This window comes from Rhizobium sp. YJ-22 (genome assembly GCF_029601685.1).
GTDB lineage: Bacteria > Pseudomonadota > Alphaproteobacteria > Rhizobiales > Rhizobiaceae > Metarhizobium.
In genome coordinates, this window is record NZ_JARRIR010000003.1 from 113,612 (window position 1) to 127,144 (window position 13,533).

Consider the following 13,533-nt stretch of genomic DNA (forward strand, 5'->3'; position numbering starts at 1 on the left):
TCGCGGTGTCTTGGAACCGCCGGCGTTGCTCAGCCTGGTTGAAGGTCTAAACCCGACAGGCGGGGGCCGTCACGTTAACGTTGTGTAATCTGATGGCCCGCGCTCACTGCATTTCGGGCTAAGCCCTTGACTTTTCGGTACAAGAGGGTGCGACATGCTTTCCATTACAGATTTGTAAGATGCATTTGCCGGCGTTTGGATGTCTTGTGATCGGGAGTTCCTGCCGCGTTTCGCCACGACAGGAAGCATCCTGCTTCTCTTTGCGGACTCTTTGACATCATGAAGCGTTTCTGGATCATCGCCTGCGTTGTCGCCATCGCCGCCGTCGGAGCGTGGAGCTATCGCTCCGGCCTCGGCCCGGTCGAAGCGTTGTTCGGTCTCAAGCCGCAGGCCGCCTCGACCGGCATGCCGCGCACCGCCGATGCCGGCGGCGCGGATGCTGCGGACAAGGGGGGCCACAAGGGCGGCGGGCGCGGCAATGGCGGGCCGCCGGCCGTGAAGGTCGTCGCGGCCACGGCCGATCGCCTGCCGATGGACGTGCAGGCGACCGGTTTCGCCGTTGCCGCCGACACCACCAACATCGCGCCGCTGCAGGCCGGTCTCGTCGCCTCGATCGCGGCCAAGGACGGCCAGACGGTGAAGCAGGGCGACCTCATCCTGCATCTCGATGATCGCATCGCGCGCGCCGCCGTCGACAAGGACAATGCCGATATCGCCGCCGACCAGGCGGCGCTGGCCCAGGCGGAGGCCGCCTTCCAGCGCGCCGGAAACCTGGTCAGGCAAAGCGCCCAGCCGCAGCAGACGCTGGACCAGGCGCGCGCCGCGCGCGACAGCGCCGCCGCCAAGGTGGATGCGGACAAGGCGACGCTCGCCGCCGACCAGGTGGCGCTGGAGCATATGGATATCCGCGCGCCCTTCGACGGGCGCATCGGCGATATCACCGTCAGCCCCGGCGCTTATCTGAGCGCCGGCGTCACCGTCACCACCGTCACCCGATACGATCCGATCTGGGTCGCCTATCGCCTGCCGCAGCGCTACCTGCCGGACCTGCGCCATGGGCTTGCGGCCAGGACCGCAGTCGATGTCGATCCCGCCGCCACCGGCGGCGAGGCGCTGAGCGGCACGCTCGGCTTCTACGACAACCAGGTCGATCAGGCGACCGGCACGGTGCTGGTCAAGGCCGAATTCGACAATGGCGGCGGCCTGCTCTGGCCCGGCCAGACGGTCAACGTCACCACCCGCTTCCGGCCGGAAGGCGAGCTGGTCGTCGTGCCGACGGTGGCGGTGCGTCCCGGTCCATCCGGCGATTTCGTCTATACCGTCGATGCCGACAAGCATGTGCATGTCACCCCCGTCGAGGTGGCGCGCGCCAATGGCGACCGCAGCGGCATCGCCAAGGGCCTGAAGGCCGGCGACGAGGTGATCGTTGAGGGGCAGTCGCAATTGACGGACGGGCAAGCGGTCAATCCCTCGCAGGAGGATGCCGCAGACAAGGTGGCCGAGGCAACCGGCGTGCAGGGAGCCCAGCCATGATCCCGTCCTTCTGTATCAACCGCCCGGTCGCCACCACGCTGCTCGCCATCGGCCTGATGCTGGCCGGCCTTGCCGGCTTCCGGCTGCTGCCGGTCGCGGCCCTGCCCAAGGTGGATTTCCCGACGATCAACGTCACCGCCTCGCTCTCCGGCGCTTCGCCGCAGAGCATGGCGACCTCGGTGACCACGCCGCTGGTCAAGCAGTTCGAGACCATTCCCGGCATCAGCGAAATCAGCGCCACCAACACGCTCGGCAACACGTCCATCGTGCTGCAGTTCGATCTGAACCGCGACATCGATGCCGCTGCCGCCGACGTGCAGGCGGCGATCTCGCGCGCCCAACGGCAATTGCCGACCAATTTGACGACGACGCCGAGCTATCGCAAGTCCAACCCCGCCGATGCGCCGATCCTGCTGATGGCGGTCAACAGCCCGGAACTGCCGTTGAGCAAGGTGGACGAGATCGCCGAGGACGTCATCTCGCCGCTGCTTTCGACGCTTCCGGGCGTCGCCCAGGTCAATATCTTCGGCCAGCAGACCTATGCCGTGCGCGTCGGGCTGAAGCCGGAGGAATTGCAGGCGCGGGGCCTTGGCGTCGATACCGTGACCACGGCCATCGCGCAGGCCAACAACCAGGCCCCGGTCGGCTCGATGCAGAACGGCCCGCAACTGCTGACCATCACCGCCGATACCCAGCGCACCAATGCCGAGGAATTCCGCTCGCTTGTGATCGCCAACAAGAATGGCGCCTCGGTGCATCTCGGCGATGTCGCCACCGTGCGCGACAGCGTCGACAATCCCTATGCGGGAAGCTGGTTCGACGGCAGCCAGGCGATCATCCTCGCCGTGCAGCGCCAGCCGGACGCTAATACGGTCGACGTGGTCGATTCGATCAAGGCCAAGCTGCCGGCCCTGCAGCAGCAATTGCCGGCCTCGATCAAGCTCAACGTCATGAACGACGCCTCGACCGCCATCAAGGCCGCCGTCGACGACGTACAGTTCACTTTGTTCCTGACCATCGGCCTGGTCATCGCCGTCATCTATCTGTTCACCGGCCATTTCAGCGCCACGGTCATTCCGGGTCTTGCGGTGCCGATGTCGCTGGTGGCGGCGCTCGGCGCCATGTACCTGCTCGGCTATTCCATCGACAATATCTCGCTGCTCGGACTGACGCTGTCGGTCGGCCTCGTGGTCGACGACGCCATCGTCATGCTGGAAAACATCCTGCGCCTGCATGAGGAGGGCCTGCCGATGCGCGAGGCGGCGCTGAAGGGCTCGGCGGAGGTCAGCTACACCATTCTCTCCATGTCGGTGTCGCTGGTCGCGGTCTTCCTGCCGATCCTGCTGATGGGCGGCGTGGTCGGGCGGCTGTTCAACGAATTCGGCATGGTGGTGACGCTGGCGATCATGGCCTCGGCGCTGGTGTCGCTGACGGTGACGCCGATGCTGGCCTCGCGCCTCTCCGGCCAGACATCGCGGCCGCCGCTTGTGATACGCTGGTTCGATGCCGGGTTTTCGCGCACGCTTGCCGGCTATGACCGCTCGGTGCGCTGGTGCCTGAACCACCGCGCCATCGTCATGGCCGCCTTCATGGCCTCGGTCGCGGCGTCCGGCTGGCTCTATCATACGCTGCCCTCCAGCTTCTTCCCGCAGGAGGATATAGGCCAGCTCTCGGTCTCCACCCGGGCGCGCGAGGATATTTCCTTCGCCGCGATGAAGGATCTGCAAGGGCAGGTGGCCGCGATCATCGCGAAGAACCCGGCCGTGATCCACGTGACCTCGATTGCCGGCGGCAACAGCCGCAACCCGATGAACAACGGCTCGATGTTCGTGCAGCTCAAACCCAAGGATCAGCGCCCGCCGCTGAACCAGACGCTTGCGGACCTGCGGCGCGAGACCGCCGGCGTTGCCGGCATTCGCACCTATATCACGCCGCAACAGAGCCTGCGTTTCGGCGGGCGCTCCTCCGCCAGCCAGTACCAGCTCGTCGTGCAAGGACTGAATGCCGATGCCACCAGCGAATGGTCGGGCAAGCTGATGGCGGCGATGCAGCAGGATCGCTCCTTCCAGGCGGTGACCTCGGATGCCCAGAACGGCGCCATCGCCGCCTCCGTCGTCATCGACCCGGAAAAGGCGGCGCAATTCGGCATCACCAACGACCAGCTTCGCAAGACTCTGGAAATGTCCTTCGGCGGCTATACGGCGGCGCAGATCCAGTCGACCGGCGACAGCTACAACGTCGACGTCGAATTCGACAACAGCCGCCCGTGGAGCGACGACATCCTTTCCGACATCAACGTGCTCTCGGCCAAGACGGGCGCGCTGGTGCCGCTGTCGAATTTCGCCACCGTCCAGCGCGTGCCGGCCCCGGTCACCATCAACCAGACCGGCCAGCTCGTTTCCACCACCATCTCCTTCAACCTGCCGGACGGCGTGGCGCTGTCCGACGCCATGGCCCGGATCGATGCGATCAAGGCAAGCCTCGGCATGCCATCGGACGTCTTTACCACCTATGGCGGGGCGGCGGCGATCTTCCAGCAGTCGCAAGGCAATACCGGCCTTCTGATCCTCGCCGCCGTGCTGACCATCTATGTGGTCCTCGGCGTGCTCTATGAGAGCTTCGTGCATCCGCTGACCATCCTCTCCGGCCTGCCCGCCGCCGCCTTCGGGGCGCTGCTGGCCCTGAAGCTGGCGGGGCTGGATTTCTCGCTGATCGCACTGATCGGCCTGTTGATGCTGATCGGCATCGTCAAGAAGAACGCGATCATGATGATCGACGTCGCCGTCGAATTGATGCGCGAGAAGGGCGAGACGCCGATCAAGGCGATCCACGAAGCTTGCGTGCGGCGTTTTCGTCCGATCCTGATGACCACCTTCTGCGCCATGCTTGGGGCTCTGCCGATCGCGCTCGGTTCCGGCGCCAGTTCCGAGCTGCGCCAGCCGCTCGGCATCGCCGTGGTCGGCGGCCTCGTCGTCTCGCAATTGCTGACGCTGTTCATCACGCCCGTCATCTTCATCGAGCTGAACACGTTCGGCGGCTTCCTCACCCGCCTGTTCAATCGCTCGTCCAGGCCGCAGGCGATCAACGAGGCGAGCGCGATGGCGCAGGAGGCCGCGCCGGTGGCCGAGACACGGCGCAAGGCCCATGGTTGAAAGCCGCGGGATATGACGCTATATTGCGTCATATCGAGTGGCAAGACGCGGAAAGATGACCCATGAGCCTCGCCCAATATGCCGATGGCGGCCTGTTTGCGCCGCGCAAGATCGCGGAAGTGTTGCGCACGACCAGCGAGGACATCGCCCGCGCCGCCGGTCTCGGCCGTGATGCCGTCCAGCGCAAGGACCGCATGCGCTCCGACAGGACGCAGCGGCGGCTGCGCGAGATGATCGAGGTTCTCAACAAGGTCGAGCCGCGCTTCGGCTCGGCGCTGATGGCCTATGCCTGGTATCGCTCGGAGCCGCTGGCCGGCTTTTCCGGCCAGACGGCGATGCAGCTCGTGCGCGGCGGCCACGCCGACGACGTGCTCGACTATATCGACGCCGTCGATGCCGGCATCCACGCCTGAGCATGGCGGTTTCCTATCGTGGGCCGCTCTACCGGGCGCTGAACCCGATCTATGCGCGCGAGCCGCTGTCGGGACGCGGCGCCGAGCTTTACGGAGGCCGGTTCAATCCGAAGGGCGTGCCGGCCCTCTATGCCTCGCTCTCGGTGCTGACCGCACTGCGCGAGGCCAACCAGGTCGGTCACCTGCAGCCGACGACGCTGGTCTCCTACCAAGCCGAGATCGAAAACGTCTTCGATGCCGGCGACGCCGCCGCGCTGGCCGCCGCCGGCATGGATGCGGAGCATCTGCATGACGCCGGTTGGCGCGACCAGATGAAGGCCGATGGCGAGGCGCGCACCCAGCGTTTCGCCCGCCGGCTGATGGCCGAGGGCTACAACGCCCTGATGGTCCGCAGCTTTGCCCCGGGCGCCGGTCCCGGCGATCTCAATCTCGTCCTCTGGCGCTGGGGCAACGCCGCTCCCGCGCGCCTGACCCTCATAGACGACGAGCACCGGCTGACGCCGCCGCCCGGCCAGCCCTGACGATCAGGCGCCGAGGCTGTGCAGCACCCAGCGCCGTCCGTCGTTGCGCAATTCGCTGACGGCAAGCGGATCGATATCGATCCGCCAGAAGGCGGCGAGCGGGGCGTCCAGCACGGCCAGCGCCAGTGCCCTGATGACCGCGCTATGGGTGACGGCGGCGATATGTCCGCCGCGACCGCCCTGCGCCGCCAGCCAGCCCTGGGCGCGGCGCTGCAGGCGGCCAAGCGATTCCCCGCCATGTGGCGCGGCCTGCGGATCGTGCAGCCAGGATTGCAGAGCGGCGGGGTCGGCCTCTGCGAGCTGCATGAGGTTCTTTCCGGTCCACCGGCCATAATCGAGATCGGCCAGCGCCGGTTCGATGGCGAAATCCTGGCCAAAGCCGCCCGCCGTTTCGCGCGCGGCCGCTTCCGGCGCGCTGACGATCATGTCCGGCCTTGGCGTGACGGCGGCGAGGCGCAAGGTGGCACGAACCGCCTCCTGCGGCAGCAAGGACGCGTCGAGACCGAAGATGCTTTTGCGGTTGGCCTCGGTCGCGCCCCGGCAGACGAGGGTGAGGCGTGTCAACTTGCTCAAATCTGGTCCCTTTCCGGCCGATGCATGTCGTTTCCTAGCATGCCCATGCCGTGTTGACAGTGCATTCTGACCGCTGTTACATCTTGAGCGCTGTTTTCAGGAAGCCAGTGAGAATCTGGCGCGGTCGCGCCACTGTCACCGTATGCCATACGGAAGCCAGACCCTGAACGCCGCAAAGTCCGTAATGGAACGCGCAATTCGAGGAGGGACTTCATTGTCTGGCATTACTTATTCCACCGGTTCCGTCACCACCCCCATTCCCGTGGCCCAGATTTTCCCCTGGGCGCTGTTCGGCGGGCTGCTGATGCTGCTGGCGCTTTATTTCATCAGCACCGAAGAGGGTGCGATGCGCCTCGCTTCCGGCCTTGAAGTCCACGAATTCGTGCATGACGGCCGTCATCTGCTCGGGTTCCCCTGCCACTGACGGGAGGCTCCCTTGGTCGGACAACTTTTGCTACGCGGCATGATTGCCGGCGTGATCGCTGGCCTGTTGGCATTCGGCTTCGCCCGGGTGTTCGGAGAGCCGCAGGTCGACAGGGCCATTGCCTTCGAGGAGAAGATGGCGGCTGCGGCGGGTGAGCCCGAGGAACCGGAAGTCGTGAGCCGCGCCACCCAGGCCGGCATCGGCCTGTTCACCGGCGTCATGACCTACAGCGTCGCCATGGGCGGCATTCTCTCGCTGGTCTTCGCCAGCCTTTATGGCCGTGCGGCCGGGGGCCTGAGCCCGCGGGCGCTGTCGGCCTGCCTCGGCGTGGTCTTCTTCCTGGCGCTGATCCTGGTTCCGGACCTGAAATATCCGCCGAACCCGCCGGCGGTCGGGAACCCCGAGACGATCGGCATGCGCACCGAGCTGTATTTCGCCATGCTCGTCGCCTCCATCGCCGGTGCGGTGCTCGCCTTTGCGCTGGCGCGCAATCTCGCCCATCGCTGGAGCGGCTGGAATGCGGCTATCGTCGCCGGCATCGCCTATGTCGTCTTCATCGCCATCGTCCAGGCCTTGCTGCCCTCGATCAACGAAGTGCCGGAGAATTTCCGCGCGCTCGACCTGTATAATTTCCGGCTGGCGACGGTCGGCTTGCAGGTCACGATCTGGACCGTGCTGGCGCTCGCCTTCGGCTTCCTCGCCGAAAAGCAGCTTCGCGCACAGGGCCTCTATCGCCTCGGCGCTTCGGCGCGTTGACATCGTTCCTGCGGGTGCCGCATCCGGCATCCGCAGGCTTTCAAGCGATTGTGCCTGGCGATTGCGCCTGGCGCGACCGCTTCAGCGGAGGTTGATCCCATGCATCGGATGCGGGCCGCCGCCGCCTTTCTCCTCCTGCTTCTCGCCTTTGCCTGTCCCGCCGCCGCCCATTCGAACCGGCCCGTCGCCAGCGGCAGCGGTCTCGGTTTTCCCAGCGCCAGCCATGGCGAATTGCTGGTTCTCTCCGCCTATCGCGCCGAAATTCTCGCGCTCGCGCGCAGCGTCGTCGAGACCGATCCGGATTTCCGCCGGCTGATGAATTATGCGGCCATCGAGTTTTCCTATTGTGGCTGGGGCCTGGCGCCGGGGGCGATCAGCGACGAGTCCAGCCCTTTCAACGAATGTTCGCATGCCTATCTTTCGGCCGAACGGGCGCTGCTCCTGCATATGCGCGGCATGCCTTCGGTGGCGGATCGGGCCGGCGAACTCGCCTCGCGCATCGATGCCGACATGGTGCAGCACGGCGCATCGCTGATCGGCTGCGTCTATTCCGGGGAAGGCTTCAATACCGCCGACTTCGTCACCCCCCATTGGGAAAACATCTGGACACATGCTCCCTCGGCCGTGACCGCCGGCGCAGCCATCGTTTTCGGCGTGGTCTTGTCGGCAGCCTGTCTGGTCCCCTGGCCGGTCATGCGGCGGCGGATGAAGAGCAGTTGACGACGACAATCCTGAAACCCCTTCAGGCCCCTGCCTTTCGCCAAAGCCGCATCAACGGCCCATCCGGGCCATACAGCGGATCGCTATCCGGCAAGGGCAGGATGCGGATGCGGTCGCGGCCCTCGGCAGAGGGGGCGCTCTTCTGGATGTCGGCGTGTTGTCCAGGCGGATAGGCGCCGACGACGAGGAAATCGTCGCTGGCTGCAAGGCGCATATGCCCGGTTCCGGCCGGCAACACCAGGCAATCGCCGGCTTGCACCTCCAGCCGCGCGCCATCGGGGCCGCCGATCAGCACCAGACCTTCGCCACGGGCGATGCCCAGCACCTCATGCGCGCCAGTGTGATAATGCTGGTAGTTGAAAATGCCGTTGCGCCACAGCCCTGTCCAGCCGGCCTTCTCGAACATGGACTCGAATGCGTCCGCGCGGTCGCGCTGCGGCGACAGGGCATGACGATAGAGCAACACCGGCAGCATGGGATGGTTCGGCACCCAGTCGCTCTCGGAAAACAAGTAGGTCTCCGGTTCGGTCATGATTTTCCGCCCTGTCAATGTTTTGCCTTCGGTTTTCTGCCGAAGGCCTTGCGCAATTCGTCCTTGGCCTTTTCCAGCGTCGCGCGGCGGCTGTCGGAAAGCTGGTCGCCGGCGCGGTTGATATAGAATGTCAGCATCGACATGGCCGAGCGGAAGGGGCTGGCCTTGCGCCGGTCGCTGTCCTCGGCGGAGCGCTTCAGGGATTGCGCAATCTTTTTCGCGCTGCCTTGCCGGAAAACGCCCCTTCTCAGGTCCAGCGCATCGCTATGTTCGGTAACGTCCTGCGACCACTTCCTCGCGTTTGCCATGGTCCATTCCTCCGTGTCGAACGTCTCGCGGGTCTAATCGCGCGACCGGCGCGATTGTTCCGGATCTACGCTGCCAGGAAATCCTCGATGCGAACCGGGAAACGCCGCACCCGCACGCCTGTCGCATGCCAGATGGCATTGGCGATGGCGCCGACTGTGCCGGTGACGCCGATTTCGCCGACGCCCTTGACGCCGATCGGATTGACGTAGGCATCGTCCTCCGGCACGAGGATGGCCTCCAGCGACGGCACGTCGGCATTCACGGGCACATGGTATTCGGCGAGATCGGCATTCATGATTCGCCCGGTGCGATGGTCGGTGACCGCCTCCTCATGCAGCGCGAAGGAGGCGCCCCAGATCATGCCGCCGTAATACTGGCTGCGCACGGTCAGCGGATTGATGATCCGCCCGGCGGCGAAGGCGCCGACGAGGCGCGTCGCCCGGATCTGCCCGAGATCGGGGTCGATGGTCACCTCGGCGAAGACGGCGCCATGCGAATACATGGCATGCGCGGCGGCGACCGCCGGATCGCGCGCCGATTTCGCCGTGCCGACCACCTCGCGCGCCCCGGCGCGGGTGAGGATGTCGGCATAGGCTTCGCTGCGCGCCTCGTCGTCGCGGCGGTGCAGGCGACCGTTGCGGGCGGTGACGCCAATATTGCCGGCGCCGTAAAGCGGCGAGGCGGGGTCGTTGAGCGCAAGCTCCGTCAGCCGGGCGATGGCGTCGATGCCGGCTTCGTGCAAGGCCAGGCCGGCGCTGGCGGTATGGCCGGAACCGCCGGCGACGCCGCCATCCGGCAAGGTCGAGAGGCCGGAATGGAACTCGACCTGATCTGGATCGAGGCCGAGCGCCTCCGCCCCGATCTGGGCCAGCGCCGTCCAGGCGCCCTGGCCCATGTCGGCGCCGGCGGTCTCGATCAGGGCGCTGCCGTCGGCGCGCAGTGTCGCCCGCGCCGAGGCCGGGAAATGCGGGCAGGGAAACACCGCCGTGCCCATGCCCCAACCAAGCAGGAAACCGTTCTTGTCGCGCATCTGGCGCGGCTGCAGCGGGCGCTTCGACCAGCCGAAGCGTTTCGCGCCCTCGGCATAGCATTCGCGCAGCGCCTTGGAGGAGAAGGGCCGGCCGCTGCCGGGTTCGGTTTCGGCGTAATTGGCGAGGCGAAAGGCGAGCGGATCCATGCCGCAGGCCTCGGCCGCCTCGTCGATGGCGATTTCGAGCGCCGCCGAGCCGCTGGCTTCGCCGGGCGCGCGCATCGGCCCCGGCGTGCCGGTGTCGAGGCGCAGGCCCTCATGCTCGACCAGGATCGCCGGGCTGGCATAAAGCGGCAGCGCGGCATTGGCGGCGGGTTCGAGGAAATCATCGAAGCGGGAGGTGGCGGAGAGCGAATGGTGATGCAGCGCCGTCAGTCGCCCGTCCTTGTCCATGCCGAGGCGCAGCGATTGCCAGGTTTGGCCGCGATGGCCGACCGGACCGTACATCTGGGCCCGACTGAGCGCCAGCTTGACCGGCCGGCCGAGCTGGCGCGCGGCGAGGATGGCCAGCAGTTGCGGGCCGTTGAGGATCGCCTTGGAGCCGAAGCCGCCGCCGAGGAAGGGCGAGCGGATGACGACGTTTTCGGCGGGAATGCCGAAATAGGCGCCATAGGCCGCGCAGCTCAGCGCCATCGCCTGGTTCGGCATGTCGATCGTCACCTTGTCGCCGTCCCAGGCGGCGACCACGGCATGCGGCTCCATGGCATTGTGATATTGTGTCGGCGTCTCGTATTCGGCAGCGACGATGCGCGCGGCGCGGGCAAAACCGGCGTCGAGATCGCCATGGGCCGTGCGCGGCGGGCCGCCGACGCCGACGGCCGGCGGCGCATAGCGCTCGCCGCTGGCGCGATCGGTGCGGGCGGTCTCGGCCGCATAGCGGGGCGCAAGCAGCACGGCCGCTTCCGTCGCCGCCTCCAGCGTCTCGGCGACGACCAGCGCGATCGGCTGGTTGACGTAGCGCACGCCGTCATCCTGCAGCACCTCGACGCGGAAGCCGAAGGGCGGCATCTTCTCCTCGGGATCGTGAAACAGCGGCGGCCGGTTGGCCGGCGTCATCACGGCAACGACGCCGGGATGGGCCTCCGCCGCCGCCACATCGAGGAAGGTCACCCGGCCGCGGGCGATGGTCGAAACGGCGGTGACGGCATAGAGAAGGCCGTCCGGCGTATTGTCAGCGGCATAGGTGGCGCGGCCGGTCACCTTCAGCACGCCGTCGCGGCGGGTCAGCGGCTGGCCGGCATTCGAGCCGTAGCGGCCGGTGCTCATGGGAATGGCGTCAGGCGACATGGCGATCTCCCGTATGGGTCGAGAAGGGCGAGGCGGGCAAAGCGGGCATCACCGCCGGCGTGCCTTCCATCGCAAGGGTCAGCGCTCGCACAAGGATGCGGCGCGCCAGCTCGATCTTGAATTCATTGGCGCCGGAAGGCTTTGCCTCGGCCAACGCCAGCGCCGCCGCTCCGGCGAAAGCTTCCGTATCCGGCACGGCGCCTATGAGCGAGGCTTCCGCCGCCCGCGCCCGCCACGGTTTGGCCGCGACCGCGCCGAGCGCCAGCCGCGCTTCGCGGATGCGCCCATCCTCCACCGTCAGCATGGCCGCGGCCGAAACGACGGCGAAGGCATAGGACATGCGCTCGCGCAGCTTCAGATACCGCGCCTTGGCCGCAAAAGCCTTGGCCTCGGCCGGCAGGCGCAGGCCGACGATCAGTTCGCCGGGAAGCAAGGCGTTTTCCAGTTCGGGCGTATCGCCAGGCAGGCGATGCAGTGCATCGAGCGCGATCTCGCGCGGCCCTTGCGGCCCCTCGATCTCGACCACGGCATCCAGCGCCACCAAGGGCACGCAGACATCCGATGGGTGGGTGGCGATGCAATTTTCGCTCCAGCCGAGCACGGCATGCAGCCGATTTTCGCCGTGCAATGCGTCGCAGCCGGAGCCGGGAACGCGGCGATTGCAGGCGCTCGCCCCGTCCTGGAAATAGGCGCAGCGGTTGCGCTGCATCAGGTTGCCGCCGAGCGTCGCGGCATTGCGCAATTGCGCAGATGCGCCGGAAAGCAGCGCTTCGGCCACCGCCGGAAAGGCGCTTGCAAAGCGGATATCATAGGCGAGATCGGCATTGCGCACCAGCGCGCCGATGCGCACCGACCCATCCTCCAGCCAGTCGATGCGGTCGAGGCCGGGCAAGCGGGAAATATCGACGAGCCGTTCCGGCCGCGAGACGCCGATCTTCATCAGGTCGACGAGATTGGTGCCGCCGGCGAGATAGGCGGAGCCGAGCTTGCCGCCCTCGGCAATGGCCTCAGTCAGGCCTGTGGGTCGGAGGAAATCGAAGCGGTTCATGCCGCGTCCCTCCCAGTCTCGGCGGTCATCTCGCGCTGCGCCTGGAGCACTGCCTCGGTGATGCCTTTGTAGGCGCCGCATCGACAGAGATTGCCGCTCATCAATTCGCGCACCCGCTCGGCATCGTCGCCGGCATGGCCCTCCGATATCAGGCCAACGGCGCTCATGATCTGTCCGGTCGTGCAATAGCCGCATTGGAAACCGTCACAGGCGATGAAGGCGGCTTGCACCGGATGCAGCGCCTCGCCCTCGGCGAGGCCTTCGATGGTGGTGACGCTTGCGCCGTCAAGGGTGGCGGCCAGCGACAGGCAGGCATTGATGCGCCGGCCGTCGACCAAGACGGTGCAGGCGCCGCATTGGCCGCGATCGCAGCCCTTTTTGGTGCCGGGCAGGTGAAGGCGCTCGCGCAACAGGTCGAGTAGCGTCACGCGCGGGTCGTCGAGCGCGATGGCGCGCGGCTGGCCATTGACGGTGAGGCTGATGGAGAGTGTCATGGGGATACTCCATTCAGAGAAAGTGCTATGAGGGATCGAAGCCGCGGGGAGCGGCAGGCGACGGGCTTTGCGTCGTCGCGATGCAGGCGGCAATATACGGAGGGTGCCTCCGTTTAGCAAGAGGGCAAGCTTTTTTCAGTCAGATGGAACACGAGACCGCAAAGACAAGACGCAAGCCCCGTGCCGATTCGCTGCGCAACCGCGAGCGGCTGCTGGCTGCCGCCGCCGAGATTTTCAGCGCCGGCGCCGGGCAGGCGAGCCTGGAGGCAGTGGCGCGGGCGGCGGGCGTCGGCATCGGCACGCTCTATCGGCATTTCCCGACGCGCGACTCCCTGTTCGAGGCCGTCTATCGCCACGAGGTCGATCTGCTCGGCGAACTCGCCGAAAAGCTGGCGGGTGAGGCCGATCCCGTCGAGGCGCTGAAAACCTGGCTGCAGGCGAATATACGGCTGGTGGCCGCCAAGAAGGGCATGATCGAAGCCCTGCAACTCGCCGCCCACGGCTCCTCCGACCTCAAGGCCTATAGCTACGAACGCATGCTCGGCGCACTGCGCACCCTGCGCGACCGCGCCGTCGCCGCCGACGCCATCCGCGACGACATCCCCGCCGAAGATCTGTTGCGGACGTTGCTCGGCATCTTCTACGCCCAGAGCAGCCCGGACTGGCATCCGGCGGCATTGAGGATGGTGGATGTGTTTGTGGATGGTCTTCGGCGGCGGTAAGAAAAGTCCTTTCTAACCA

Annotated in this window: 14 protein-coding genes and 1 riboswitch; of the genes, 8 read left to right on the forward strand and 6 right to left on the reverse strand. The window is 66.5% G+C overall.

Annotated features, from left to right (window positions below):
• The first annotated feature begins 279 nt into the window (after nt 1-279).
• The 4 genes from P7F60_RS08550 to P7F60_RS08565 all read left to right on the forward strand — a co-directional run bounded on the left by P7F60_RS08550 (nt 280) and on the right by P7F60_RS08565 (nt 5,619).
• Entirely contained in the window at nt 280-1,533 is a 1,254-nt protein-coding gene (locus P7F60_RS08550; protein ID WP_277917309.1) for an efflux RND transporter periplasmic adaptor subunit, read from the forward strand.
• Nucleotides 1,530-4,685, forward strand: a complete 3,156-nt coding sequence (locus P7F60_RS08555; protein WP_277917310.1) for an efflux RND transporter permease subunit — start codon at nt 1,530-1,532, stop codon at nt 4,683-4,685. Before P7F60_RS08550 ends, P7F60_RS08555 begins: the two co-directional genes overlap by 4 nt.
• 62 nt (nt 4,686-4,747) lie before the next feature.
• Nucleotides 4,748-5,098 carry an antitoxin Xre/MbcA/ParS toxin-binding domain-containing protein gene (locus P7F60_RS08560; RefSeq protein ID WP_277917311.1) on the forward strand — a complete coding sequence of 117 codons (351 nt, stop codon included), beginning with the start codon at nt 4,748-4,750 and terminating at the stop codon, nt 5,096-5,098.
• A 2-nt stretch (nt 5,099-5,100) separates the two neighbouring features.
• Nucleotides 5,101-5,619, forward strand: a complete 519-nt coding sequence (locus P7F60_RS08565) for an RES family NAD+ phosphorylase (protein ID WP_277917312.1) — start codon at nt 5,101-5,103, stop codon at nt 5,617-5,619.
• A 3-nt stretch (nt 5,620-5,622) separates the two neighbouring features.
• On the opposite strand, the gene P7F60_RS08570 is transcribed toward P7F60_RS08565, so the two are convergent.
• Entirely contained in the window at nt 5,623-6,192 is a 570-nt protein-coding gene (locus P7F60_RS08570) for a histidine phosphatase family protein (protein WP_277917313.1), read from the reverse strand.
• Nucleotides 6,193-6,291: 99 nt separating this feature from the next.
• Nucleotides 6,292-6,354: riboswitch (cobalamin riboswitch) on the forward strand.
• Between the two features lie 52 nt (nt 6,355-6,406).
• Between P7F60_RS08570 and P7F60_RS08575 the strand changes: the two genes are divergently transcribed.
• From P7F60_RS08575 to P7F60_RS08585, 3 genes are all read left to right on the forward strand, one after another.
• On the forward strand, nt 6,407-6,616 hold the full coding sequence (locus P7F60_RS08575; protein WP_277917314.1) for a CbtB-domain containing protein: 210 nt from the start codon (nt 6,407-6,409) through the stop codon (nt 6,614-6,616).
• 12 nt (nt 6,617-6,628) lie between these two features.
• Nucleotides 6,629-7,372, forward strand: coding sequence for a CbtA family protein (locus tag P7F60_RS08580; protein WP_277917315.1), 744 nt, complete (start codon nt 6,629-6,631; stop codon nt 7,370-7,372).
• A gap of 99 nt (nt 7,373-7,471) precedes the next feature.
• Nucleotides 7,472-8,092 (forward strand): hypothetical protein, encoded by a 621-nt coding sequence (locus P7F60_RS08585; protein WP_277917316.1) that lies wholly within the window; start codon nt 7,472-7,474, stop codon nt 8,090-8,092.
• 22 nt (nt 8,093-8,114) lie between these two features.
• Here P7F60_RS08585 and P7F60_RS08590 read toward each other — a convergent pair whose 3' ends face one another.
• From P7F60_RS08590 to P7F60_RS08610, 5 genes are all read right to left on the reverse strand, one after another.
• The gene (locus tag P7F60_RS08590) at nt 8,115-8,624 is read right to left on the reverse strand and encodes a cupin domain-containing protein (protein WP_277917317.1); all 510 of its coding nucleotides are present in this window, start codon (nt 8,622-8,624) and stop codon (nt 8,115-8,117) included.
• Between the two features lie 14 nt (nt 8,625-8,638).
• Nucleotides 8,639-8,932 carry a DUF3175 domain-containing protein gene (locus tag P7F60_RS08595; protein ID WP_277917318.1) on the reverse strand — a complete coding sequence of 98 codons (294 nt, stop codon included), beginning with the start codon at nt 8,930-8,932 and terminating at the stop codon, nt 8,639-8,641.
• A gap of 65 nt (nt 8,933-8,997) precedes the next feature.
• A complete protein-coding gene (locus P7F60_RS08600; protein ID WP_277917319.1) occupies nt 8,998-11,250 on the reverse strand; it encodes a xanthine dehydrogenase family protein molybdopterin-binding subunit in 2,253 nt (750 codons plus the stop codon).
• The gene (locus P7F60_RS08605) at nt 11,240-12,298 is read right to left on the reverse strand and encodes a xanthine dehydrogenase family protein subunit M (protein ID WP_277917320.1); all 1,059 of its coding nucleotides are present in this window, start codon (nt 12,296-12,298) and stop codon (nt 11,240-11,242) included. The genes P7F60_RS08600 and P7F60_RS08605 overlap by 11 nt, the downstream gene beginning before the upstream one ends.
• The gene (locus P7F60_RS08610) at nt 12,295-12,792 is read right to left on the reverse strand and encodes a (2Fe-2S)-binding protein (protein ID WP_277917321.1); all 498 of its coding nucleotides are present in this window, start codon (nt 12,790-12,792) and stop codon (nt 12,295-12,297) included. Before P7F60_RS08610 ends, P7F60_RS08605 begins: the two co-directional genes overlap by 4 nt.
• A gap of 143 nt (nt 12,793-12,935) precedes the next feature.
• Here P7F60_RS08610 and P7F60_RS08615 point away from each other — a divergent pair, with 143 nt between their 5' ends.
• Entirely contained in the window at nt 12,936-13,514 is a 579-nt protein-coding gene (locus P7F60_RS08615; protein ID WP_277917322.1) for a TetR family transcriptional regulator, read from the forward strand.
• Nucleotides 13,515-13,533: the final 19 nt, after the last annotated feature.